20 protein-coding genes and 1 tRNA gene are annotated in these 24,219 nt (G+C 63.0%); 6 read left to right on the plus strand and 15 right to left on the minus strand.

What is annotated here, in order from left to right; all coding sequences use genetic code 11:
• The first annotated feature begins 14 nt into the window (after positions 1 to 14).
• Positions 15 to 1,841 carry an alanine racemase gene (locus tag ACWGS8_RS24370; protein WP_454583293.1) on the plus strand — a complete coding sequence of 609 codons (1,827 nt, stop codon included), beginning with the start codon at positions 15 to 17 and terminating at the stop codon, positions 1,839 to 1,841.
• Here the strand turns inward: ACWGS8_RS24370 and ACWGS8_RS24375 are convergent, their stop codons facing one another.
• The 7 genes from ACWGS8_RS24375 to ACWGS8_RS24405 all read right to left on the minus strand — a co-directional run bounded on the left by ACWGS8_RS24375 (position 1,842) and on the right by ACWGS8_RS24405 (position 8,974).
• Positions 1,842 to 3,218, minus strand: a complete 1,377-nt coding sequence (locus ACWGS8_RS24375) for an FGGY-family carbohydrate kinase (RefSeq protein ID WP_454583294.1) — start codon at positions 3,216 to 3,218, stop codon at positions 1,842 to 1,844. It lies immediately after the preceding gene.
• On the minus strand, positions 3,215 to 3,532 hold the full coding sequence (gene rhaM, locus ACWGS8_RS24380) for an L-rhamnose mutarotase (protein ID WP_454583295.1): 318 nt from the start codon (positions 3,530 to 3,532) through the stop codon (positions 3,215 to 3,217). The genes ACWGS8_RS24375 and rhaM overlap by 4 nt, the downstream gene beginning before the upstream one ends.
• The gene (locus tag ACWGS8_RS24385) at positions 3,532 to 4,527 is read right to left on the minus strand and encodes an ABC transporter permease (RefSeq protein WP_454583296.1); all 996 of its coding nucleotides are present in this window, start codon (positions 4,525 to 4,527) and stop codon (positions 3,532 to 3,534) included. The genes rhaM and ACWGS8_RS24385 overlap by 1 nt, the downstream gene beginning before the upstream one ends.
• Positions 4,524 to 5,501, minus strand: coding sequence for an ABC transporter permease (locus tag ACWGS8_RS24390; RefSeq protein ID WP_454583297.1), 978 nt, complete (start codon positions 5,499 to 5,501; stop codon positions 4,524 to 4,526). Before ACWGS8_RS24390 ends, ACWGS8_RS24385 begins: the two co-directional genes overlap by 4 nt.
• Positions 5,498 to 7,039, minus strand: a complete 1,542-nt coding sequence (locus ACWGS8_RS24395; protein ID WP_454583298.1) for a sugar ABC transporter ATP-binding protein — start codon at positions 7,037 to 7,039, stop codon at positions 5,498 to 5,500. Before ACWGS8_RS24395 ends, ACWGS8_RS24390 begins: the two co-directional genes overlap by 4 nt.
• 81 nt (positions 7,040 to 7,120) lie before the next feature.
• A complete protein-coding gene (gene rhaS, locus ACWGS8_RS24400; RefSeq protein WP_095775218.1) occupies positions 7,121 to 8,116 on the minus strand; it encodes a rhamnose ABC transporter substrate-binding protein in 996 nt (331 codons plus the stop codon).
• Between the two features lie 54 nt (positions 8,117 to 8,170).
• Positions 8,171 to 8,974, minus strand: a complete 804-nt coding sequence (locus tag ACWGS8_RS24405; RefSeq protein ID WP_454583299.1) for a DeoR/GlpR family DNA-binding transcription regulator — start codon at positions 8,972 to 8,974, stop codon at positions 8,171 to 8,173.
• 184 nt (positions 8,975 to 9,158) lie between these two features.
• Here ACWGS8_RS24405 and ACWGS8_RS24410 point away from each other — a divergent pair, with 184 nt between their 5' ends.
• The 3 genes from ACWGS8_RS24410 (at position 9,159) to ggt (ending at position 14,485) form a co-directional block, all read left to right on the plus strand.
• Positions 9,159 to 11,261: a bifunctional rhamnulose-1-phosphate aldolase/short-chain dehydrogenase gene (locus ACWGS8_RS24410; RefSeq protein ID WP_454583300.1), complete on the plus strand. Its 2,103-nt coding sequence runs from the start codon at positions 9,159 to 9,161 to the stop codon at positions 11,259 to 11,261.
• Between the two features lie 92 nt (positions 11,262 to 11,353).
• Positions 11,354 to 12,646, plus strand: a complete 1,293-nt coding sequence (gene rhaI, locus ACWGS8_RS24415; protein WP_454583301.1) for an L-rhamnose catabolism isomerase — start codon at positions 11,354 to 11,356, stop codon at positions 12,644 to 12,646.
• A 99-nt stretch (positions 12,647 to 12,745) separates the two neighbouring features.
• Positions 12,746 to 14,485 (plus strand): gamma-glutamyltransferase, encoded by a 1,740-nt coding sequence (gene ggt / locus ACWGS8_RS24420; RefSeq protein ID WP_454583302.1) that lies wholly within the window; start codon positions 12,746 to 12,748, stop codon positions 14,483 to 14,485.
• Positions 14,486 to 14,530: 45 nt separating this feature from the next.
• Here ggt and ACWGS8_RS24425 read toward each other — a convergent pair whose 3' ends face one another.
• The 6 genes from ACWGS8_RS24425 to ACWGS8_RS24450 form a co-directional block, all read right to left on the minus strand.
• Positions 14,531 to 14,872 (minus strand): hypothetical protein, encoded by a 342-nt coding sequence (locus tag ACWGS8_RS24425; protein WP_080511918.1) that lies wholly within the window; start codon positions 14,870 to 14,872, stop codon positions 14,531 to 14,533.
• A gap of 561 nt (positions 14,873 to 15,433) precedes the next feature.
• Positions 15,434 to 15,853: a hypothetical protein gene (locus tag ACWGS8_RS24430; RefSeq protein WP_454583303.1), complete on the minus strand. Its 420-nt coding sequence runs from the start codon at positions 15,851 to 15,853 to the stop codon at positions 15,434 to 15,436.
• 317 nt (positions 15,854 to 16,170) lie between these two features.
• Entirely contained in the window at positions 16,171 to 16,611 is a 441-nt protein-coding gene (locus tag ACWGS8_RS24435) for a hypothetical protein (protein ID WP_454583304.1), read from the minus strand.
• Between the two features lie 472 nt (positions 16,612 to 17,083).
• Positions 17,084 to 17,908, minus strand: a complete 825-nt coding sequence (locus ACWGS8_RS24440) for an alpha/beta hydrolase (RefSeq protein ID WP_454583343.1) — start codon at positions 17,906 to 17,908, stop codon at positions 17,084 to 17,086.
• A gap of 10 nt (positions 17,909 to 17,918) precedes the next feature.
• Complete coding sequence (locus ACWGS8_RS24445; protein WP_454583305.1) at positions 17,919 to 19,406, minus strand: NAD-dependent succinate-semialdehyde dehydrogenase; 1,488 nt, start codon at positions 19,404 to 19,406, stop codon at positions 17,919 to 17,921.
• Between the two features lie 16 nt (positions 19,407 to 19,422).
• Positions 19,423 to 20,649 carry an iron-containing alcohol dehydrogenase gene (locus ACWGS8_RS24450; protein WP_454583306.1) on the minus strand — a complete coding sequence of 409 codons (1,227 nt, stop codon included), beginning with the start codon at positions 20,647 to 20,649 and terminating at the stop codon, positions 19,423 to 19,425.
• 185 nt (positions 20,650 to 20,834) lie between these two features.
• On the opposite strand from ACWGS8_RS24450, the gene ACWGS8_RS24455 reads away from it, so the two are divergent.
• The gene (locus ACWGS8_RS24455; protein WP_454583307.1) at positions 20,835 to 21,536 is read left to right on the plus strand and encodes a GntR family transcriptional regulator; all 702 of its coding nucleotides are present in this window, start codon (positions 20,835 to 20,837) and stop codon (positions 21,534 to 21,536) included.
• Between the two features lie 201 nt (positions 21,537 to 21,737).
• Positions 21,738 to 22,331 carry a DJ-1/PfpI family protein gene (locus ACWGS8_RS24460; protein WP_010913455.1) on the plus strand — a complete coding sequence of 198 codons (594 nt, stop codon included), beginning with the start codon at positions 21,738 to 21,740 and terminating at the stop codon, positions 22,329 to 22,331.
• 598 nt (positions 22,332 to 22,929) lie between these two features.
• On the opposite strand, the gene ACWGS8_RS24465 is transcribed toward ACWGS8_RS24460, so the two are convergent.
• Both ACWGS8_RS24465 and ACWGS8_RS24470 read right to left on the minus strand, forming a co-directional pair.
• Positions 22,930 to 23,005 (minus strand) — tRNA-Phe (locus ACWGS8_RS24465).
• A 317-nt stretch (positions 23,006 to 23,322) separates the two neighbouring features.
• Complete coding sequence (locus ACWGS8_RS24470) at positions 23,323 to 24,195, minus strand: helix-turn-helix domain-containing protein (protein WP_454583308.1); 873 nt, start codon at positions 24,193 to 24,195, stop codon at positions 23,323 to 23,325.
• Between the last annotated feature and the right edge of the window lie 24 nt (positions 24,196 to 24,219).

Below are 24,219 nucleotides of genomic sequence, written 5' to 3' on the forward strand. Positions count from 1 at the left end.
ACTCTGAGTAAAAAATGCCCGGCCCGCAAGTCGCCATCGACCTTGGCCGTATCGAGCGGAACGCCCGCACCATCGTCGAGCGCTGCGCTTTGTCCGGCATCAAGGTGTTCGGTGTCACCAAGGGCATGTGCGGCATGCCGCAAGTGGCGCGCGCCATGCTGCGCGGCGGCGTCGCCGGCATTGCCGAATCGCGCTTCGAAAACATCCGCCGGCTGCGCGACAGCGGCATCAACGCGCCGATCATGCTGCTACGCAGTCCACCCATGGCGCGCATTGAGGAGGTGGTGCGCACCGTCGACATCAGCCTGCAATCGGAACTCGGCACCATCCGCGAGATCTCGCGCATCGCCGAGCGCATGGGCCGCGTCCACGACATCATGCTGATGATCGATCTCGGGGACCTACGCGAAGGCATCTGGCCGAGCGACCTGATCCCCACCGTCGAGCGGATCCTCGAGTTCAAGGGCGTGCGCGTCGCCGGCATCGGCACCAATCTCGGCTGTTTCGGTGCGATCATGCCGACGCCGGAGAATCTCGGCCAACTCGTCGCCCACGCCTACAAGACCGAGCGTCTGTCGGGCAAAAGCCTCGACTGGATCTCCGGCGGCGCCTCGTCGTCGTTGACGCTGCTCCTCGATGGCAAACTGCCCACCGGCATCAACAATCTCCGGGTCGGTGAGGCGATCCTGCAAGGCGGCGTCGAAACCTTTCGCGATGTGCCATGGGCCGAACTCGAGCCTGATGCCTGCCGCCTGACCAGCGACATCATCGAAGTCAAGTTGAAGCCGTCGCGGCCGATCGGCGAGTCCGGCTACGACGCTTTCGGCAACCAGCCGGTCTTTCCCGACGAGGGCGACAGGCTGCGCGCCATCGCCAATATCGGCCGCGAGGACGTTCTGATCGAAGGGCTGATGCCGATCGCCAAGGGGATCAGGGTGCTCGGCGCCTCCAGCGACCATCTGCTGCTCGACGTGCAGGACGCCGACCCGCCCCCCGCCGTCGGCGACCGCGTCGCCTTCCGCATGAGCTACGGCGCCATGCTGCTGGCGATGACGTCGGAATATGTCGAAAAGGCCCCGATGCACGACGTCGCCGATTTTTCCGACCGCAAGATGGTGTCGATCTCGGCCGAACAGGCGGCCGCCGGCATTCTTGCCCAGGAGGGGACCGGTGCCCGGCTGGAGGCGATGAATTTCGACGTCGTGGAACTCGCCGATGTTGAGCGGCCGCCCTCCGGGCTGATCCGACTGAGTGCTGGCGCCGATCGCCGCATCGCCCACAAGGCGCTGACGGCGACGGCGCGCGCGACGCACTCCTTCGGCCTGATCTGGATCGATTCCATCGCCGCGCTGATGCCGGAAGGCGAAGAGGGCATCGACCTGCCGGAAGGCTCTGTGCTGGCCCGGACCCTCGGCCTCGATCACAAGGCCGGCGCGCTGCAGCCGCAACTGTCGCCGGAAAATGTCGTCATTATCGGCCTGCGCCATGCCGACCCGGCCGAGGCACGGGTGCTGAAGGGTTCACGCGTGTCGGCCTTCACCATGGCCGATATCGACGCCATGGGCATGCGCGACCTTATGCATGAGGCGATCCGCATCGCCACGTCGGGCACGCAAGGCTTTCATCTCAGCTATTCTCCGACAGCGACCGAATTCGCCGGCTGGGCGGCCGGTTCCGGCGGCCTGACCGTGCGCGAAACGCACCAGGCGATGGAGGCGATCGCGCTGTCCGGCGGCCTGCTGTCGATGGATGTTTCGGGCCTGACTAAGGATATGGAGCCCAGGATCGGCGCTGACACCGTGAACTTCGTCATGTCGGCATTCGGCAAGCGGATCCTGTGATCAGCCCCGTGCTTCGACCGCTGCGCGCCACGCGCTGACATAGGCTGCCCAGGCCGGGTCGGTCGGCGGTTCCACTCGCTCGCCTTTGCCATGCGCCGTGACCTGATCGGACGCCAGCAGCGCCGCGCCGATGCTGGTTCCCGTGGCGGCTTCGGAGGCGACGACGGCGCGGCCTGTGCTTGCGGCCAGCATACCGACAAACAGCTGGTTGCGGGCGAATGGTCCTTCGACAGTGGTCGGGCCGTCGGCGCCGATCAGCTCGAGGCATGTCGCCGTCATTAGCGCCAGATAGAACGAGATGGCGGCGAACCGCTCTCCCTTGCCGATGCCGTCGGCATCAAGCCATGCCGCCGCATGGTGCGGGAAGGGTCCCGATCCCTGCTGGGTCGAAGGCAGAAGCAATGTCTTGTTCGCCAGCACCGCGAGCACTTCGCTGCCGCTACAATCCTGCGGTTTGTCCGCAGTCAGCAGCGAAAACTCGCGCCCGCCCATGAAGCGCGCCGACGGCACGGGGTCGCCCAGCGCATTGACATTGACCAGCGTATCGCGCGCCGCATCCAGCGCAATCTGTCTGCCGCCCACCGCCATCGACACCACCCAGGTCCCGGTCGACACGACCGAGAAGGGCGGCGCGTCGGACAGGAGATGCGGCAGCAGCGAGGCGTTGGAATCGTGCAGGCCGCAGAACACCGGCGTTTGCGGATCAAGCCGGGGTCGGGCGGCAAGCGCTGGCAGGATCGGGCCGAGGCGGTCCCTGGCTGGCCGCACCGGCGCCATCAGCTCGCGCCAACCCAGGCTATCGACCAATGACGAAAAATCAGCATGCCATGGGTTCCACAGATCGGTGTGACAACCAAGCGACGTCACTTCGTTGGTGGCAACCCCAGTGAGGCGTAAAGCCCAGTATTGTGGGTACATCAGAATGGCGGCCGCATGCGCGAACGCTGCCGGAAAGCGCTTCTGTTGCCAAAAGAACTGTGCGCCGAGATTGAGGCCTAGCGGCAGGCGCGGCGTGCCGGTCTCGGCGAAAGGCGGACGGATCGCGTCATAGTCCGCCGCCAGCCTGTCTGGGCCATCGAACTCGTAGTCGAGCACCGGCAGCACCAGTTCGCCAGCGGCGTCGACCAGCGCACCCGTCGCGCCATGGGTGGTGATCGAGATGGCATCGATGTGGCGTTCGCGGTTGAGATCGGCAAGGCTGTCGAGGATGAACGTCCACAACGCCTCGACATCGTGATGCGGGTAAGGTGCCTGCAGCACCGGCGCGTTGGCCATCCGGCGCAGCGCGACCTCCCTCAACGCGGCGAGATCGACCAGCGCCACTTTGGCGTTGGTCTTGCCGATGTCGATGACGGCGATATGGCGAAGTGCGCTCATTCCATATGGAACACGGTTTCCAGCGGCACGGCCACCGGCTCATTATCCGGCTTCGTTTCCATGATGTCGGCCATGTCTGCCCACCACCGCTGCATCACTGGATGCTTCGGCAGATCGTCCATGCCGTGATCGTCGCGCCGCCACAGCACTCCGAACAGGATGTTGGTCTCTTCGTCGAGATGGATCGAGTAGTCGGATACGCCGGCCTGTTTCAAGAGCGTGACCAGCGCCGGCCAGATCTCGTCATGGCGCTTCCTGTACTCGGCCTTCATGCCCGGCTTGAGCTTCATCTTGAACGCGTATTTCTCAGGCATCAGCCTCCTCCGCGCAGCCGCCGCCAGACGATCGGCAGCGCGATAACGATGATCAACAGCAGGCCGATGAAGATCGACATGACGATGCCGGGCACGTTGAGCAGGCCAAGCCCGAAGGTCACCAGCCCCATGATGAAGGCGGCGAGCACGACGCCGACAATGCTGCCGGCGCCGCCCAGAATGCTGACGCCGCCGAGCACCACCATGGTGATGACTTCCAGCTCATAGCCCTGCGCGATCGACGGCCGTGTCGAGCCGAGGCGTGAGGTGATCAGCACCGAGGCGATGCCCGACATCAGCCCGGTCAGGCAGAACAGGATGAACTTGATACGCCCGACGCGCACGCCGGAAAACTGCGCCGCGACCGGATTGTTGCCGATGGCGAAGACGCGGCGGCCGAAGCTCGTGCGGTGCAGGAGGAACCAGTAGATGACCGCCGCGATGAGGAAAAGCACCAGCTCGAACGACACCACCCACCAGAGATAGCCCTGGCCGAAGAAGGCGAAGCTCGAGGGATAACCCTTATAGGCCTGGTCGCCGAGGATGATGAAGGCGATGCCGCGAAACAGGCTCATCGTGCCGATGGTGACAACGATCGACGGCAGGCCGAGCCGCGTCACCAGCAGCCCGTTGAAGGCCCCACAGCCGAGCCCGACGACGATGCCGATCAGCACCAGCACCGGCGTGCCCGCACCTGCCTGCACCGCCATGCCCATCATGGTCGAGGCGAGCGCTATTATTGCGGCCACCGACAGATCGATCTCGCCCGAAATGATCAGCAACGCCATGGCGAAGGCGATCAGGCCCTTCTCGGTGAAATTAAAGGTGAGATCGGACAGCGAATAGGGATCGAGGAAATAGGGCGAGGCGAAGCTGTTGATGGCGAAGATGGCGACGGCCACCACGACCAGCAGCGCCTCCCACGAAAAGATCGCCGAGCGAAACGGCTTGTCGAGCCGGTCGGGGATGTGGCGCGGGGCAGGGATGTCGGTCATGCCGCCTCCGGCTTTCTCAGGATGATGCGGCCTTGCTGGCGTTCGCCGCGCGCGTTGAGCACGACGGCCAGGATGATGGCGCTGCCTGAAATCGCCATCTGCCAGAAGGGTGAGATGTTGATGACCGGCAGCGCGTTGGAGATGATGCCGAGGAACAGCGCGCCCAACACCGCGCCGCCGACCGAGCCGATGCCGCCGGCGATCGAGATGCCGCCAATGACGCAGGCGGCGATGATGTTGAGCTCATAGCCGTTGGCGACTTCGACCGAGGCGATGACGTAGCGCGAGATCCAGAGGTAGCCGGCAAGCCCGCCGATCATGCCGGAGATGCAGAAGACAATGAATTTCGTGCGGCCGACATCGATGCCGGTATAGACCGACGCCGTCGGGTTGACGCCAATGGCATAGATCGAGCGGCCGAGTGCGGTGCGTGTCATCAGGATGAAGAACAGCGCGATGACCAGTATGGCGATCCACGACAGCACCGGAATGCCGAGGAAGGCGGCGCGCTGGAAGCCGATGAACTCCGGGCTCATCTTGTCGGCATTGACCCAGGCGCCGCCGGACAGGACAAAGGTGGCGCCGCGATAGATGGTCAGCGTGCCCAAAGTAACCACGATCGAGGGGATGTTCAGCCGCCATACCAGAAGGCCGTTGACAGCGCCGAGCACCAGCCCGATGGCGAGTGCGATGACGATCAGCAGCGGGATCGGGATCGCCGGGTGTGCTGCGTTCAGCATCGCCACCACCATGCCGGTGAAGCAGAGATTGGAGGCCATCGACAGGTCGATCGAGCGGGTCAGGATGACCACCATCTGGCCGAGCGCCAGGATCATCAGGATCGAGGTGTCGTTGAACACCTGACGCAGATTGCCGGGGTCGGCAAAGGCCGGGAAGCGTGTCGAGATCAGGCCGATCAAAACGATGATGGCCGCGGCCAGCCAGATCTCGCGGTATTTGAGCAAGGCCTTCATGCCGCGATCCCCGCCGCCATCCGCACCAGCGTCTCGGCGTCCAGCCCCTTATTGTCATAGACCGCCGCGACGAGCCCCTCGCGCATGACGACGACGCGGTCGGACATGCCGAGAATTTCAGGCAGTTCCGATGACACCATGATCACCGACAGGCCTTGCGCGACAAGCTCTGCCATGAAGCCGTGCACGGCGGCCTTGGAACCGATGTCGATGCCCTTGGTCGGCTCGTCCAGGATGATCACCTTGGGCGCGGTCGCCAGCCATTTGGCGATGACGATCTTCTGCTGATTGCCGCCCGACAGCGTGCCGACATCCTGACTGAGCGATGAGGCCCTCAGATCAAGCCGCTCGGTGTAGGAGCGGGCGAGCGAAAACTCTTCGGCCAGCCGCAGCAAGCCCGACTTGGAGGTGCGCTTGAGCGAGGGCAGCGAGACGTTCTGGAAGATCGGCAGGCCGATCACCACGCCCTGCTTGCCGCGCTCTTCAGGCACATAGACGATGCCGGCCTCGATCGAATCCGCCGCCGATTTCGGCGCGATCACCTTGCCTTCCAGCGTGATCGTCCCGCCTGACGTACGGGTAATGCCTGAAATCGCCTGCATGACCTCGCTGCGCCCCGCGCCGACAAGGCCGTAGAAGCCGAGGATTTCGCCCTTGTGCAGATCGAAGCGGACATCGTTGAACTCGGTCGGGTGCGACAGGCCGGCGACCGACAGCACCGGCGCGCCGATCTCGGCCTTGCGCTGCGGGAAGATATGATCGACCGAGCGGCCGACCATCGTGCGCACGATCTGGCTCTGGCCGGCATCCTTGATCAGGCCTTCGCCGACCATCTCGCCGTCGCGGAACACCGTGTAGCGGTCGGCGATCCGGTAGATCTCGTCGAACTTGTGGCTGATGAACAGGATCGCCTTGCCTTCCTCCTTGAGGAATTCGATGAGCAGGAACAGCTCCTCGATCTCCTTCATCGAAAGGGCTGCCGTCGGCTCGTCCATGATGACGATCTGCGCGTCGATCGACATGGCGCGCGCCACCGCGACCAGGTGCTTGTTGGCGATGCCGAGGTCCTTCAGACGCGCATCGGCGTCGATATGGCCAGCATGCATGGTGGCAAGCACTTCGCGGGCATTCATGCGCATCGTGCGCCAGTCGATGGTGCCTAGCCGTGTGCGCGGCGCGTGGCCGAGAAAGATGTTTTCGGCGACGCTCAGATCGTCGAACAGGACGGTTTCCTGATGGATGGCGGTGACGCCATGGCCGAAGGCGGCATGCGCGCTGGGCAAGGTGACGGCCTGGCCGTCAATGCTGATCGTGCCCGAATCCGGCTGGTAGATGCCGGTCATGATTTTGACCAGCGTCGACTTGCCGGCGCCGTTCTCGCCGATCAGTGCCGTCACCTGGCCGGGGTAGAGCGACAGGCTGACATTGTGCAGCGCGCGCACGCCGGGAAAGCTTTTCGAGATGCCGGACAGCGACAGGCGTGGCGCGGAGGCCGCGGGCCTCTCCTTCACCGTGCCGTGCTGGGCTGTCGTGTCCATGGTCGTATCAAGCCCTGAAAGTAGGTCCGTTTAAAATCGCGGCGGGACGTGAGCCCCGCCGCGGCAGCCGAGGGTTCCGGATCAATAGATCTTGGAGAACTTCTCGATGTTGGTCTTGTCGAACTGGAAGGGCGGAGCCATCGCAGCCGAGTTGGTATCGTCGAGCGTGACCTTGCCGACGCGGCCGATCGACAGCGTCGCACCGGGCTTGGCCTCTTCCTTCTTCACCGCCAGGTCGTGGGCGAGGTAGACGGCGGAGTAGCCGAGGTCGATCGGGTTCCACAGCGCGACCGCCTGGCTGGCGCCGTTGTCGATGAACTTCTTGAACTCGGACGGCAGCGCCAGGCCGGTGACATTGACCTTGCCGATCAGCTTCTCGTCGGTGACGACCTGGGCGGCGGCGACGACGCCGACGGTGGTCGGCGCGATGATCGCCTTGAGGTTCGGATAGGACTTCAACAGGCCCTTGGCTTCATCGGTGCTCTTGGCTGAATCGTCATCGCCATAGACGGTGGCGACGAGCTTGATCTTGGGGAACTTCTCCGGCAGCACCTTCTTGGCCGCGTCGATCCAGGCGTTCTGGTTGGTCGCGGTCGAGGAGGCCGAGAGGATGGCGACATCGCCGCCTTCCGGCAGATAGTCGGCGGCAAGCTTGATGATGGTCTCGCCGATCAGGCCGGTGTCGGACGGGTTGAGGTGAAGCTGGCGGCCTTCCTTGGCAACGCCCGAATCCCACGAGATGACGGTGATGCCGCGCTCCATGGCCTTCTTCAGCACGGGCACCAGTGCGTCGGCGTCATTGGCCGAAATGGCGATGGCGTTGACCTTCTGCGCGATCAGCGAATTGACCACTTCGATCTGCGCTTCGGCGGTCGCCTTGGTCGGGCCGGTATAGATGATGTCGACATCGCCGAGTTCCTTGGCCGCCTCTTCGGCGCCCTTGTTGGCGGCGTCGAAGAAGCCGTTGCCGAGCGATTTCACCACCAGTGCGATCTTGACGTTCTCGGCATAGGCGGCATTCACGAACATCGCGGCCGAGAATGCGGCCGTCACCATCAATTTCTTCAAAAAGCTCATCGCATATCCTCCCTTGAGCGTTGCATTCCATCGCCGCTGCGGGCGTGAGGTGTCTCAGGCCTGCAGTGAAGATTCTTCCTTTGCCGTCTTGCGGGCGACGATCAGCGTCACACCAGCGGTCTCCAACATCTTGGCTTCGCGATCCTCGATGCCGTCATCGGTGATGACGGTGGCGATGCGCGACAGCCCGCATAGGATCAGGCTGGAGCGTTTGCGGAATTTCGAGGAATCGACCAGCACCACCAACTCGTCTGCCTGGTCGATCAGCTTCTGCTCCGCCTGGATCAGCAGCGGATCGCCTTCCATCAGGCCGAGCGGGCCCAGCCCTTGCGCGCCCATGAACATGCGGCGCGCATAGAAATTGCGCGTCACGTCATTGTCGAAGGGCGACAGGATGATGTTCTGCTCGCGATAGATGGTGCCGCCCGACAGCATCACCGTGTTCTTCGAGTGCTTGAGCAGATGCTCGGCGATCGGGAACGAATTGGTGAAGATCGGCATGCGCCGCCCGGTCAGAAAATGCACCATCTGGAAGGTGGTGGTGCCGCCATTGATTATGATCGGCGCGCCATCCCCGCACAATTCGACCGCCTCGCGAGCGATCGCCCGCTTCTGCGAAGCGTTGATCGTTTCGTTGACGGAAAAGGGCCGGCCGGCCAGGCCGATGAATTGCGGCGGCGAGATCGCCTCGGCGCCACCGCGTACCCGGCGCAGGCGCTTTTGCACGTGCAGAGCTGCGATATCGCGCCGGATCGTCGCCTCGGACGACTCCGTCAGGTCGACCATCTCCTGCACCGTCACCACAGGCTTTTCCTGGACGGCGGACAGAATGATCCTGTGGCGCTCTTTTTCGTGCATGGTTCCTCCCTGCCTGGCCATCTAGGCACTCAAAACGAGCAGTGTCAATCATTTCCAATCATATAATTTCATTGTGCAGTGCAATATGATCGATCTTGATCGTTTATGATTGACAAGCGAGGCGCTTGCGTAGACATTCCGGGCAAAATGGACCGCGGTTTTTTGCGTCCCAGGGAGGATACCTATGCTCGACAAGCGCTCCGGCTCGCGCCTTGCCAATCTGTGGGATGATGCGAAAGCCAAGGGGATGAGCGACCCCGAGCTTCTGGTCTATCGCTCGAACACGCTGGGTTCCGACAAGCGCGTCACCAACTATGGCGGCGGCAACACCTCCTCCAAGATATGGCAAAAAGATCCGCTCAGCGGCGAGACTGTCGAAGTGCTGTGGGTCAAGGGCTCGGGTGGCGACAGCGCCTCGATCAAACTTGACGGCTTCGCCACGCTCTACATGGACAAATTGCGCGCGCTGAAAGGCCTTTATCGCGGCGTCGAGTATGAGGACGAGATGGTGGGATATCTGCCCCACTGCACCTTTAACCTCAATCCGCGCGCGGCTTCGATCGACACGCCGCTGCATGCCTATGTGCCGAAGCCGTTCGTCGACCATATGCATCCCGATGCCATCATCGCCATTGCCGCGGCGAAGGATTCCAGGGCGCTGACGAAAGAAATCTTCGGCGACGCCATCGGCTGGTTGCCATGGAAGCGGCCGGGCTTCGAGCTTGGCCTGTGGCTGGAGAAGTTCTGCCTCGAACACCCAGCCGCCAAGGGTGTCATCCTCGAAAGCCACGGCCTGTTCACCTGGGGGGACACGCCCAAGGAGTGCTACGAGACGACGATTTCGGTGATCAACCAGGCGATCGAGTGGTTCGAGCGCCGCTCCGAGGGTCTCGCCATTTTCGGCGGGGAAGTGGTCAAGTCGCTCGATGCCAGGGAGCGTCGCGCCATCGCGGCGAAACTGATGCCGAAAATCCGCGGCCTGATCTCGGAAACGAGCCACAAGCTCGGCCATTTCGACGATTCCGCCGCCGTGCTCGAATTCGTCAACTCCAGGGATTTGCGTCCGCTGGCGGCACTTGGCACCTCTTGTCCGGACCATTTCCTGCGCACCAAGATCCGCCCGCTGGTCATCGAGTTCGATCCGGCAAAACCCGATGTCGATGCGGTCATTGCGCGCCTCGCCGACGACATCGCCGAATACCGCGTCGGCTATCGGGCCTATTACGACAGTTGCAAGCACGCGGACTCGCCAGCGATCCGCGATCCCAATGCCGTCGTCTATCTGATGCCCGGCGTCGGCATGTTCACCTTCGCCGGTGACAAGGCGACGGCGCGTATCTCCGGCGAGTTCTACGTCAACGCCATCAACGTCATGCGCGGTGCCTCGACCGTCTCGTCTTATGTCGGCCTGCCGGCGCAGGAAGCTTTCGACATCGAGTACTGGCTGCTTGAGGATCTGAAGTTGCAGCGCATGCCGAAGCCGAAGTCGCTCGCTGGCCAGATCGCGCTGGTCACCGGCGGCGCTGGCGGCATCGGCCGGGCGACCGCAAACCGCCTGCTGCGCGAAGGCGCCTGCGTCGTGTTGGCCGATATCGATGAGGCTGCACTTGCCAGCGCCAATGAGGAACTGGCCAAAACCTATGGCAAGGATTTCGTCCGCCCGGTGGTCATCAACGTCACCTCGGAAGACCAGGTCATCTCGGGCTTCGCCGAGACGGCGGTCGAGTTTGGCGGCATCGACATTCTGGTTTCCAACGCGGGTCTCGCCTCGTCGGCGCCGATCGAGGAGACGACGCTGGCGCTGTGGAACAAGAACATGGACATATTGTCGACCGGCTATTTCCTGGTCTCGCGGGAAGCGTTCCGGCTGTTCAGGGTGCAGAAGATCGGCGGCAATGTCGTCTTCGTCGCCTCCAAGAACGGCCTTGCCGCCTCGCCCAACGCCGCCGCCTATTGCACGGCCAAGGCCGCCGAAATCCATCTGGCGCGCTGTCTCGCGCTGGAAGGCGCGGAAGCGCAGATCAGGGTCAATGTGGTCAATCCGGACGCCGTGCTGCGCGGCTCGAAGATCTGGACCGGCGAGTGGAAGGAACAGCGCGCCGCCGCCTACAAGATGTCGACCGACGATCTGGAGGAGCATTACCGCTCGCGCTCGATGCTGAAGCGCTCGGTCTTCCCGGAAGACATCGCCGAAGCGATCTATTTCTTCGCCTCCGACATGTCGGCCAAGTCGACCGGCAACATCATCAACGTCGACGCCGGCAACGCGCAGAGCTTTACCCGTTAGGCCTTCTTCCTTCTCCCGTTCACGGGGAGAAGGTGGCCCGAAGGGCCGGACGAGGGGCAGCGCTGACGGATTGCATTTGGGAGGAATAGTAGTTGTCCGAAACCATCATCTCAGCCGACCTCGTCGCCAGTCACAACGCCGCCCGCAAGCCCGACCTAGAACGCGACTACGCCTCGCTCGGCGAGCGGCTCGACCGCCGCGGCATCGTCATCGACGCCATCCTCGACAAGGTCGAGAAATTCGCCGTGGCCATCCCCTCCTGGGGCGTCGGCACCGGCGGCACGCGCTTTGCCCGCTTTCCCGGTGCCGGCGAGCCGCGCGATATTTTCGACAAGATCGAGGATTGCGCCCTCATCAGCCAGTTGACGCAGGCGACGCCGACCGTCTCGCTGCACATTCCATGGGACAAGGCCGACCCGAACCGGCTGAAGCAGGCGGCCTCCCGCTTCGGCCTCGGCTTCGACGCGATGAACTCCAACACCTTTTCCGATGCCCACGACCAGAAACTCTCCTACAAATTCGGCTCGCTGTCGCACGCCGACGCCGGCACCCGCCGGCAAGCGGTCGAGCACAATCTCGAATGCATCGAGATCGGCAAGACGCTCGGCTCCAAGGCGCTGACGGTGTGGATCGGCGACGGCTCGAATTTTCCGGGCCAGGTCAATTTCGCCAAAGCCTTCGAACGCTACCTCGACGCCATGAAGGAGGTCTATGCCGGGCTGCCCGCCGACTGGAAATTGTTCACCGAACACAAGATGTACGAGCCGGCCTTCTATTCCACCGTCGTGCAGGACTGGGGCACCAACTACCTTATTTCCAAGGAATTGGGCGACAAGGCGTTCTGCCTCGTCGACCTCGGTCACCATGCGCCCAACGTCAACATCGAGATGATCGTGTCGCGGCTGATCCAGTTCAAGAAACTCGGCGGCTTCCACTTCAACGATTCGAAATATGGCGATGACGACCTCGATGCCGGTTCGATCGATCCTTACCGGCTGTTCCTGGTCTTCAACGAACTGGTCGATGCCGAACTGTCCGGCACCGAAGGTTTCGATCCGGCCCACATGCTCGACCAGAGCCACAACGTCACCGACCCGATCGAAAGCCTGATGCTGTCGGCGGTCGAGGTGCAGCGCGCCTATGCACAGGCGCTGCTGGTCGACCGTAAGGCGCTCGAAGGTTTTCAGGATGGCAACGATGCCCTGATGGCGACGCAGACGCTGAAGGCGGCCTACCGCACCGATGTCGAGCCGATCCTCGCCATGGCGCGGCTGAAAACCGGCGGCGCCATCGATCCCGTCGCCGCCTACCGGGCATCGGGCTACCGCGCCAAGGTCGCGGCCGAACGCCCGGCTGTCGCCGGCGGCTCGGGCGGAATTGTCTGACACACCTGACATCTGAATTGATCCGTCTGGCCCACCGTTGATGGTGGACTCGGCCGCTGCAACGGGCTCTTCTAGGCGTCCCCGCCAGGAGAACCCGCCATGCACCTCACCCGTCGGACACTGATCGCCGCCAGCCTTTCCATCACCTTCGCCCTCGCGCCATTGACGAGCGTCATTGCGGCGTCGCCGGCACCGGTCAAGGGCGAGCACGGCATGGTGGTGACGGCCCAGCACCTGGCGTCGGAAGTCGGCGTCGAGGTCCTGAAGAAGGGCGGCAATGCCGTCGATGCGGCGGTCGCGGTTGGCTACGCGCTGGCCGTCGTCTACCCCAATGCCGGCAACATTGGCGGCGGCGGCTTCATGACCATCCGTTTCGCCGATGGCAAATCGACCTTCCTCGATTTCCGCGAACGCGCGCCGCTGGCCGCGACCAAGACCATGTATCTCGACAAGGATGGCAACCCGGTAAAGGGCGCAAGCCTCGACGGCTATCTCGCCGTCGGCGTCCCGGGCTCGGTGGCCGGTTTCGAAATAGCGCGCGAAAAATACGGCACACTCTCAAGACAAGACCTGATGGCGCCGGCGATCGCCTATGCCAAGGACGGTTTCATCCTCAATCAGGGCGATGCCGCTTCTTTTGCTGGTAGCGCTGATCGGCTGGCGAAGGACCCGGCGGCGGCTGCCGCCTTCCTGAAGGCCGGTGGCAAGCCCTATGGCATCGGCGAGCGGCTCACCCAACCGGACCTTGCCGCCTCGCTTTCGGCGATATCCGAGAAGGGTCCCGACGCCTTCTACAAGGGCGCGATCGCCGACGCCATCGTCAAGGCCAGTGGCGCCAAGGGTGGCATCCTGGCCAAGCAGGATTTCGAGCAATATGCGGTGCGCGAACTGAAGCCGGTCACCTGCACCTATCGCGGCTACGAAATCACGTCCTCGCCGCCGCCAAGTTCCGGTGGCGTCATCATCTGCGAAATCCTCAACGTGCTGGAAGGCTATCCGCTGTCCTATCTCGGCGCCGGCTCGGCCGAGACGGTGCATGTCATGGTCGAGGCGATGCGCCATGCCTATGTCGACCGCAACTCCGCGCTCGGCGATCCCGATTTCGTCGACAATCCGGTCTCGAAGCTGCTGGACAAGAGCTACGCCAAGGACATCCGAGACAAGATCGACCCGTTCCGGGCCGGCGTGTCGCAGGACCTGACGCCGAAGGGTTTTGGCGAGTCGAAGGAGACGACGCACTATTCGATCATCGACAAGGACGGCAACGCCGTCGCGGTCACCTACACGCTGAACGGGTCCTTCGGCGCTGGCGTCGTCGCCGACGGCACCGGCATCCTGCTCAACAACGAAATGGACGATTTCACCCAGAAGCCGGGCGTGCCCAACCTCTATGGGCTGGTCCAGGGCGAGGCCAACGCCATCCAGCCGAAGAAGACGCCGCTGTCATCGATGAGCCCGACCATCGTGGCCAGGGACGGCAAGCCGTTCATGGTCATCGGCAGCCCCGGCGGCTCGCGCATCATCACCATCACGCTGGAAGCGATCGTCAACGTCATCGACCACGGCATGAACATCCAGGAGGCGATCGACGCGCCGCGCATCCACCATCAATGGCTGCCCGATAAGGTCTATGTCGAGCCGTTCGGCCTGTCGCCGGACACCGAAAGGTTGTTGGCCGGCATGGGCTACCACCTTGATGTCGGCGACCAGACCTGGGGCCAGGCGGCCGGCATCCTGGTCGGCGGCAAAAGCCTGGCGGAAATCGGGAAAGGCGGCGGCGCGCGCTACAATGGCGCCATCGACAGCCGGGCGGCCTCTGGCGAGGCGCTCGGATATTGATGCCGGCGTGGACTCCCGGACAGGGTCGCGGCCCGGCAAGAACCGTCAGGTAACCAGTGTGATGGTCGATGCGATCAGCATCAGGGCGGCGATGCCGACGAACAGCGCGTAGATGCGCGGCCGGTCAAGCAGAAGCGCGTTTCCGGAGATCCAGGCCGATGTGGCGCCGCCAAGCGCGAAGAGGAACCCGTTGCGATGGCCGAAGGTCATCGACGCGGCCATCAGCCCGCCGATGATCAGGGCACCGAACACGATGATTACGGCGACCGCGTATTTCTCGAAATCATTGTTGCCGATCCCTGGCCCGATCGCGTTCAGATTGGGCAGGTCGTCCGGATCGAAGGGGTTCGCCGACCCATATTCGTCTTGACCGATCGATTCTCGCATCACTCGTTCTCCGCAGACCGGCAACAAACCATCAACACTTGCCGAGTGCAACCCGATCGAACATCCCTCTCTGTGTCGACCATCACCTTCAACACGTTCCGGCGGCGCTTGTCACCGGTTTTCCGGCCGCCTGTCTCGAAAGCAACACGTGTCCGCGTTTCGAATGGCACGCCACCATCCTATTCCATTTGGACCGTATTCGCGGGGAAAAGATGATGAAACCGATCAATTTCAGCGCCGCAACGCTCTGGGCGACTGCGGCGGGGAGTCGCAGCGCAATTGTTGACTCTTGGTGGCATCTTTAAGGTTGATTGGGAAGCATGCTTCACAGTCAACCGGCATTGGCCAAGGGAGGCCGGCAGACAGGCACGCCAATTGGAACGTAGCGGCGGCAGGCCGAGAAGGCGTGCTTGCAAGCTTCGAATTGCACCCGGCGAAAACCACATGTCGATCATGCCGGGAACGGTCAACCGCGCCGTGCAGGCGGCGTTCGCGGTGCGGGAAAGGAATACCGCCCCTGCTGAACGCCTGCTTCGGTAGGATGATGGGCGCCTCGCGCCCTCATTTCGGTGAAGGGGAGGCGCTCAATCGACGATAGGGGACGCCATCGAAGCTTGCCGTCACGAAATCCGTGACGGACATCTTGCGCTTGCGTCCGTCGCTGCAGGCGTAAACCGGCCAACCGGCATCGCTGCATTCGCTGGCAGCGCAGATACGCGCCAGGCAGTTACCGATCGTCAATCGGAAGCCGCCCTTGCCGGCGAAGCCTTGCAACAAGCTGCCGTCCGCCGAGCGCCAGGTCCGCGCACGGAATTCCGCCCGCAAAAGCAATGGTTCGAGAGAGACCGCAAGATTGGTTTCGCCGGCATGTCCTGCGAACTGCAGACGGAAGCGCGCCATTGCAGTCGTATATGCGGTCACAAGATCCGATTCGCGAAGATAGGAGATCGGCAGGTTGGAGCGGTCAAGCAGATGAGACATGCGCTCGCTTGCCTCTACCGGCGTCAGCAAGACAACAAAGGTAAGAAAGGCAAAGCAAGCTCGCGACATCTTCCAGCAGCCATATCGATCTCGGCCTGCCGGTTTGGCTCCGGTTGCCCCCAGTAACATCCCGCCAATCGTCGCCCTGTGCAAGCCGCTCGCTGAGGCAGTCCAAGGCGGCCTCGTGTGCAATACGCAAGGCCACCGAGCGCTTGGAGCCGAAGAGGTGACCCGCTCGACGAATTTGCGCGGGCGATGGCGAGGTATTACCTCGGCGTTTGCGGCAAGGAGGAACACCTGCCGCCAGCCAGGGTTCCTTAGCTGGCGCGGGCCGGCGGCAGCTCAAACAGGTTGGCGCCATTCTGCTGACCGCGCTCGACATAGCCGATAATGCCGAACCATCGGGCCACGTCAGGCCCCTGCAGCCAGCTGCGCGAGTGGATGGGAAGGTTGCCGGCGAGCGCCTGGATGTGCCTGATATGCCGCTTGCAGAAGCGCACGGTCGAGGCGCGGAAGAAGTCCTCTTGCGCGGCAAACAGCGTATCGGCGGCGTCGCTGTTCTCATGCCAGGCGATGATCGCCACAGCCTTCTCGCCCTCGACCAGCGCGTGCGCCCGCCCTTCCTTCAGGTTCATCATCAGATTGTCGTAGGCGATCTTGCTGTCCTTGCCGGCCGCCGCGTACTCCTCCGACATCCGCTTGGACAGGCCATGAAAGACATTCTCGAGATCCCCGAGCGTTGCTGCGCGTGCTCTCATTTCACCTCCTGCAGCCCCGGCAGGGAGTTTGCCCTAAGGGCGGTGGATCACCAAGCAAATCGAATCCGCTGAATGGCCGATGAGAGCAAAGCTGTTTCGCTCGGCGAGTCCCCTGGTCGCGCGATGGGGCTAGGCTCTGCAGTCGGGTGCGTAACTGATGGCAGCGCGATTACGGTCCGAGTTCGCCGAAGACGCCGGCAGCGATACCGCCGAGCAGGCGGATCAATCCGAACTGCATGGCGTTGTAGGCGACCAGCGCCATGAGGGCCTCAGAACGGTGGGGAATCTGGCGGGGGCCATTCGTTCGAGCGAAGCGATGCTACGCGGGTCATGATGGATGCGCCCTTCGATCACTGTCCTCATCACCAAGGTCGGTGAGCACCTCCACAATGCGACCTCCTCGATTGGGTGGGCTCGGCATTGCCTTAGGCAAATTGGGTTCGATCAGATCGAGCGTTGCTGCATTGCCTCGTTAAACGAGGGTCGTTTCAATCGTCTGCATCAGGCAGTCGCCGGCTTGCGTGCCGATGATGCCGAGATCCCGTACGCTGTTCATGTGGTTCCGGTCATTCAGGCAGAGGTCGCGGACACCGTGCCCCTGCGCGCGCAAAAGCGTTCCGAAGTCGGCCGCTTGCCGGTGGAAGGGTGGCGTTTCCTGGTCCCCGACGAGAATGGTCACCGCCGTCTTCGGGTCATGCCACCGCGTCATTGGCGTGAAGGCGGCTGCCTCCTCGTCGGTGATCCCGATCAATGGCTCGAGGAAGGATCTCTGCAGAGGCTTCAGGTCGTAGAGGCCGCCCAGCAGCAGCGCTGCACGGATGCGTGACGGCACTGGCGTCTTCTCGAACAGGAATGTGGCCAGGTGCGCGCCGGCCGAATGGCCGCTGACGCTTATCCGGCCGGGATCGCCGCCATGATCGACGATTTTGTCCAGCACCCATTGTTTGGCGCGCCGGACCTGTTCCACGATCGCCGCCATTCTGAACTCGGGCATCAGCGCATAGTCGACGATGACGGCGATCGCACCGGCTTTGGTAACTGTGTTCGCCACATAGGAATAGTCGCTCCTCGAAAACATGCGCCAGTAGCCGCCGTGGATGAAAATATGAACCGGAAGATTGTTGCGCCCGCCCCGCGGAAAGAACAGGTCGAGTCTCTCGGCCGCGCCGTTGCCATAGGCGACATCAGCCACCATCGGCAGAGTCGCCCGGGTAGCAGTGCTGCGCTCCACGATATCGGCCACGATGTTATCAAAGTCGGCAACGTGGTCGCGGGTGCGGAAGGGGTCTTTCTCCATGAATGCCCGATCAGAAGGTAACGGCGATATACTTCGCCTCCATGAACTCGGCGATGCCGTGGTGCTGGCCACCCTCACGGCCCAGGCCGCTCTGCTTGACGCCGCCGAAGGGCGCCGCAGGGTCCGACATCAGCCCCCGATTGAGGCCGATCATGCCGGCCTCGATCCTCGATGCCACCCGCAATCCCCGGCCTACATCGCGCGTATAGATGTAGGCGGCAAGGCCGTATTCCGTGTTGTTGGCGTGCATGATGGCTTCGGCCTCGGTCTCGAATCGCGTGATGGGCGCTACCGGCCCGAAGATCTCCTCATGCGCCATGTCGGCGTCGGGCGGAACCTGCGACAGGACCGTCGGCGGATAAAAGAAGCCTTCCTCTTCCGGGATCAAGCCGCCGCAAAGCACCTTGGCTCCCCGGCCCACGGCGTCCTTGACCAGGCGGTCGATCTTGTCGACCGCCTTTCTGGTGATCATCGGCCCGCACTCGGTGTCCGCACTCATGCCTGGTCCGACCTTGAGCGCTGCCATGCGCCTGCGAAGGCCGTCGGCGAACGCGTCATGGATGCCCGACTGGACATAGATGCGGTTGGCGGCTGTACAGGCCTCGCCGGCATTGCGCATCTTTGCGATCATGGCGCCGTCGAGCGCGGCATTGAGGTCGGCATCGTCGAAAACGACGAAGGGTGCATTGCCGCCGAGTTCCATCGAGCAGGAGACCACTTGCTTGGCGGCTTCGCCAAGCAAGGTTCGTCCGACGCCCGTCGAACCGGTGAAAGAAAGCTTCCTGACGCGCGGATCGGCCAGCATGGCCGATGTCAGCGGACCGGGACTGGTCGTGGTGAGCACGTTGACGACGCCGGCTGGCACGCCGGCCTCGCTGTAGAGCGCGGCCAGCGCATAGGCCGTCAGCGGCGTTTCGCTGGCCGGCTTCAGGATCACCGTGCAACCGGCCGCCAAAGCAGGCGCGATCTTTCGTGTCGCCATCGCGGCAGGAAAATTCCAGGGCGTGATCAGCACGCAGATGCCGATCGGCTCATAGTCGACCACGATGCGATTGGTGCCGGACGGCGCGGTGCCGAACTCGCCGGTGATGCGAACCGCTTCTTCCGCGTTCCAACGGAAGAACTCGGCGGCGTACGCAACCTCGCCGCGCGCGTCGCGCAGAGCCTTGCCGTTCTCCAGCGAGATCAGCATGGCGAGCGTTTCCGACCGCTCGACCATGAGTTCGAAACAGCGCCTGAGGATTTCCGAGCGCTTGCGTGGCGCCGTCTCCCGCCATCCCGTCGCAGCCTTGGCCGCCGCATCGACCGCGGCCAAGGCATCCTCGAGCGTCGCATCGGGGACCGCTGCAATGACGGACCCCGACGAGGGATCGACGACCTCGATGACCCGGCCATCGGAAGATGGTCGCCATCTGCCATCGATGTAGAGTCCGTGCGAAAAGCCGCGAACATCATAGTCGTCCTGGTCGATCCACACCGCATTCGGAGGAAGGTTCATGGTCTTGTTCCGTGGATTACATGGCGCAGGCTGCGAGGTCGCCGTCATGGGCGGCCTGGACCACGCGTCGCATGGCGGTCAGATCGAAGGGGCGCGGGTTGTTCTTGATCAGGCGGTCGATGCCGAGCGCCTGATCGGCGGTCCAGTCGAGCTTGTCGGCGGGAAGGCCGAGATCGGCCAGCGTCGGCGTGATGCCGATCGCCGTGAATAGCCGTCGGATTTCCGTGATGGTGGCGTCCGCCATCTCCTCGGCGCTCCGCCCCTTGGTCTCAAGGCCAAGCGCTCCGCCGATCTCGGCCATTTCGGCGGCGACCACGCGGCTGTTGTAGGTCATGACGTAGGGCATCATCGTCGCGACACCCAATCCATGCGCGGTGTGGGTAAGCGCGCCCGCGGGATATTGCACGGCATGCGCCGCCGCCGTTCCGGCGGTGCCGAATGCGCAGCCCGCCGCCAGCGCGCCCATCATCACATCGGCACGCGCATCGGCATCGGTGCCATCGGTGCAGGCTTTCTCCAGGCTGCGGCCCAGCAGCTTTATGGCCAGCAGGGCGAAATGGTCGGTCAGCGCGGTCTTGCCGATGAAGACATGCTGTTGCGGCAGGCTAGGGTCCTCGCCGCGCCGCTTCGCGGTGAAGGCCTCGATCGCATGGGTCAAGGCATCGGCGCCGGCTATCGCGGTCAGGGCAGCGGGGCAGGTCATCGTCAGTTCGGGGTCGCACAAGGCAACCGCTGCGATCAGATAGGGGCTCGATATGCCGACCTTGAGCGTCCGGTGCGGATCGGAGATCACCGCGACGGGCGTCACTTCGGAGCCGGTGCCCGCTGTGGTGGGCACGGCGATCAGCGGCAGCGTCGGGCCGGGCACCTTGAGCTCCCCATAGTAGTCCTGGAGCTTGCCGCCATGGCTGAGCAGCAAGCCGGCGCATTTGGCGAAATCGAGGCAGCTGCCGCCGCCGATGCCGATCACCATCTCGGGTTGGAATTTCCTAGCCTCGTCGACGCAAATGCTGACGCTGTCGCGTGGCACGTCGGGAAGCACGCGGTCATGCACCAGCACCTCGATCGACGCGGCCTTGAGTGATTTGACGACTTCCGCGAACACCGCCGTGCCGGCGAAACGCTCGTCGGTACAGACCAGGGCGCGCCGGCCGAACCTGCCGGCGACTGTCGGCAGCGCATGGCGCTGGCCTTTCCCGAAAAGGATTTCACATGGAAGCCGGAGGGCTGCGAAGAGGCTCATGATGATCTTTGTCCTCTAGGAAGGTTGTCGCGACGGATCCGCCATCTGTCCGCAACGGCGCCTGGACACCCTGCAGCACCCATTTGACGGGCCGAAAAACATATTCGCTTTAAAATCGTATAGGATATAGGATTGTATCCGCTGGAGCATCGTGTTAGCAGTCCGCACTGTCAAGAGGTAAAAAGATGCAGGCCGCGAACTCAGCCGACACGATCGAAACGACCGCCGGCGGCGGTCGCATCCAGCGCTCCAACAGCCTGGTCGAGGATGTCTACGAAGCGATCTTCGCGCAATTGATGGCGCTGAAGATCGCGCCGGGTTCGCGCATCACCGTCGACAGCCTGGTCAAGGAATTCAACGTGTCTCATACGCCGATCCGCGAGGCGCTCGGCCGCCTCGAAGGCGAAGGCCTGGTGCTCAAAACGCATCTGATCGGCTATCGCGCGGCGCCGCAAATCACACGGCGCCGCTTCGACGAATTGTACGAGATGCGCCTTCTGCTTGAACCGCATGCCGCGGCGAAAGCCGCCGCTTTGATGGATGAAGCCAAGCTCAACATTTTGCTGGAAGCGGCCGGCGTGATGTCACGGCGCGAAGGCAAGGACGATCGCCTGCGTTATTCGAATTTCGCCCGGCAGGACGCGATCTTCCACGACAAGATCATGGAGTTTTCGCAAAACGAACTCATTCGGCAGACGCTGAGCCACCAGCACACCCACTTCCATATCTTCCGCCTGATGTATCATGCCCGCGTGACCGAGGAAGCGCTCGACGAACACGAGGCGATCCTCTCCGCGTTCGGCGCGGCCGATCCTGATGCCGCCCAAAAGGCGATGCGCATCCACATCGAGCATTCGCGCGATCGCTTGCTTCCGGCCTTCGATTGAGGTCGGAACCGATGTCCATTGCCGCGAACATCGCTGGAGAGGGAGGAAGCACGTTGCCTTTGGTTGCGTGTCGGGCGCCGTCGAACCGGTGCTGCGCGCCGAGCACCTATTTCCCGGATTTCGCCATTCTGATCCGATCCGATTTCGAAGACAGGCGAGGCGCGATCCGCGCCTCGCCCAGCCCCAACAGGAGGAAGAGCCATGCCAGGCAAGAAAATACTGATGCTGACCGGTGAGTTCACTGAGGAATACGAGATCTTCGTCTATCAGCAGGCGATGGAGGCCGTGGGCCACACGGTTCACGTGGTATGCCCCGATAAGAACGCCGGCGACCTGATCAAGACCTCGCTGCACGACTTCGAGGGCGACCAGACCTACACTGAAAAGCTCGGCCACTACGCGCTGATCAACAAGACGTTCTCGGAAGCCGAAAGACAGCTCGACCAGTATCATGCGGTCTACTGCGCCGGCGGCCGCGGGCCGGAATACATTCGTACCGACAAGCGCGTGCAGGCGATCGTGCGCCATTTCCACGAAACCAAAAAGCCGATCTTCACGATCTGCCACGGCGTCCAGATTCTGATCGCGGTCGATGGCGTCGTCCGTGGCAAGAAGGTTGGGGCTCTCGCGGCTTGCGAGCCGGAGGTGACGCTTGCCGGCGGCACCTACATCGACCTGTCTCCCACCGATGCCTATGTCGACGGGACGATGGTTTCCGCCAAGGGCTGGACGGCGCTTGCCGCGTTCATCCGCGAATGCTTGAAGGTTCTGGGAACCGAGATCCGCCACGCCTGACGTCGTCACATGGCTCGCGCGCACCAGCGCCCAGGCATTTGAGCACAAGTGCGCCTCTCGGCGTCAACGTCGGATCTGCGGCGCTCGTGCGGTCGCGATCGCATGGCGAAAGCCACAGCCGATTGTCGACCGCAGTCGTCTCGCCGATTCGTTTCGGCCCGCTGCCGCTGGTGGCGGGCTTCCTGTATCTTGTGGCAGAAAAGTCACGCAGCTTGAATATGCAGAGCCTTCAACCGGAGCGAGCTTATTATCCAGCCAAGCGAGGCGTACCGTTTGACTATCCACGAGCGAATGGGGTTTCTCGTGACTCCTCCCGAACTAGCGCCCGCTGCCTCACGGTGGCGGGCTTTTTCATTGTTGAGAAGCGGGGCTAGCAGATTGCTTCGCCCGGTGCCGGGTTGAAGGGCGAGCCTGAGCAGCCGGAACCGGTTTCTCAGGACGGCCGGCCTGTGTCGCGTCCATGTCGCGTGGATTTGCCGACAGTCGCAGGAAATCCTTGGTAATCAATGGTAGCAGTTTGCAACATGACGCGACATGAAATCGGGTAAGGATGCTCACCCATCACGGGTCAAGTTCTTGATTTTTCTTGATAAAGGGATGGTGCCCAGAGGCGGATTCGAACCACCGACACGCGGATTTTCAGTCCGCTGCTCTACCAACTGAGCTATCTGGGCCTGTTCCGGCAAACGAAAATGCGTGAACCGGTTTTCATGAAGGCGCCGTGGGGCGCCCCTTGAAAGCGCGTGGGTTATAGCACGGGAATTTAGCCTGTCCAGCGCCTAGGTGGCGATTTCCGCCCGGAAAAGCGAGGCTGTGGAAAGGCCGCCTTCATCAGGCGCTTTCATCACCACAATGGCGCGTGGCTGGCCTCTTTCGGCCCTAAGGCCTCCGTCCCGGCGCCGCCATGGCGCGCTGCAATTGCCGGGATACGTCCTTAGCCAACGATCGAGACGCCAGTGCATTCGCCTCAACGAGCAACCGACCGTCGCTTCTACCTGGCGCCGGTCACGCTCCTGCGAAAATCGGAGGGCGTCATGCCGGCCAGCTTGCGGAAGGATTTGTTGAAGGCGCTGAGCGAGCCGAAGCCGGAGTCCATGGCGACGCGCAGCACGTTGGCATCCTGATGCATCAAGAGCGCCTGCGCGTAGCTCAGCCGCAACAGGTTGACATATTCGTTGAGCGTCATGCCGGTCGATTTCTTGAACAGGCTCATAGCGTATTTGGGATGGATATCGGCTGCGGCCGCTATGTTCATGCAATCGATGTCGTAGAGGAAATTCTCGGCGATGAAATCGCACATGCGCCCGACATTGCGCGACGATTGCTGGTCGAAGGCACTGCCGGCTTCCTGCCCGGCCGCCGTCTCGGGCACCAGCCGGTAGGGTTCGAACCGCACCCGCTCCAGCCGCAGCAACAATTCGTTGACGGCGTGCTCGGCCTTGGCCGGATCGCCCGAGCGGGCGTAGCGGTTCCAGCGGGCGAAATTATCGTTGTCGGATTGGTCGGTGGCGCTGGTCACCAGCGTCGCGCCCGTCATCAGCCGGTGGCGCACGTCAGCCGGCAGATGCAGCCGGAAGAAATGCACCAGCGGCAGATGCGCGCCGGCATAGATGGCGTCGTCGCTGAGATCGTCCATCTGGTGCGGGAGGCCGCCCCAGAAGAAGCACATCTCGCCCGCCGACAGCGAGATTTCGTGCTCGTTCATGCGGTAGTGCACGCTGCCGCGCACGATGAAATTCACCTCGACCTGGGCATGCCAGTGCGGCTTGAGCATCACCAGCGGAGCGGTGTGAAACATCTGCAGCAGCAGCGGCAGGCCTTCCACGCTGCTGGCGCCCGGCTGGTAGAACGGCCGTTCCGGCATCTTACTTTCCGCCAATTCCGTATT

It is taken from the genome of Mesorhizobium sp. 43Arga (genome assembly GCF_053714255.1).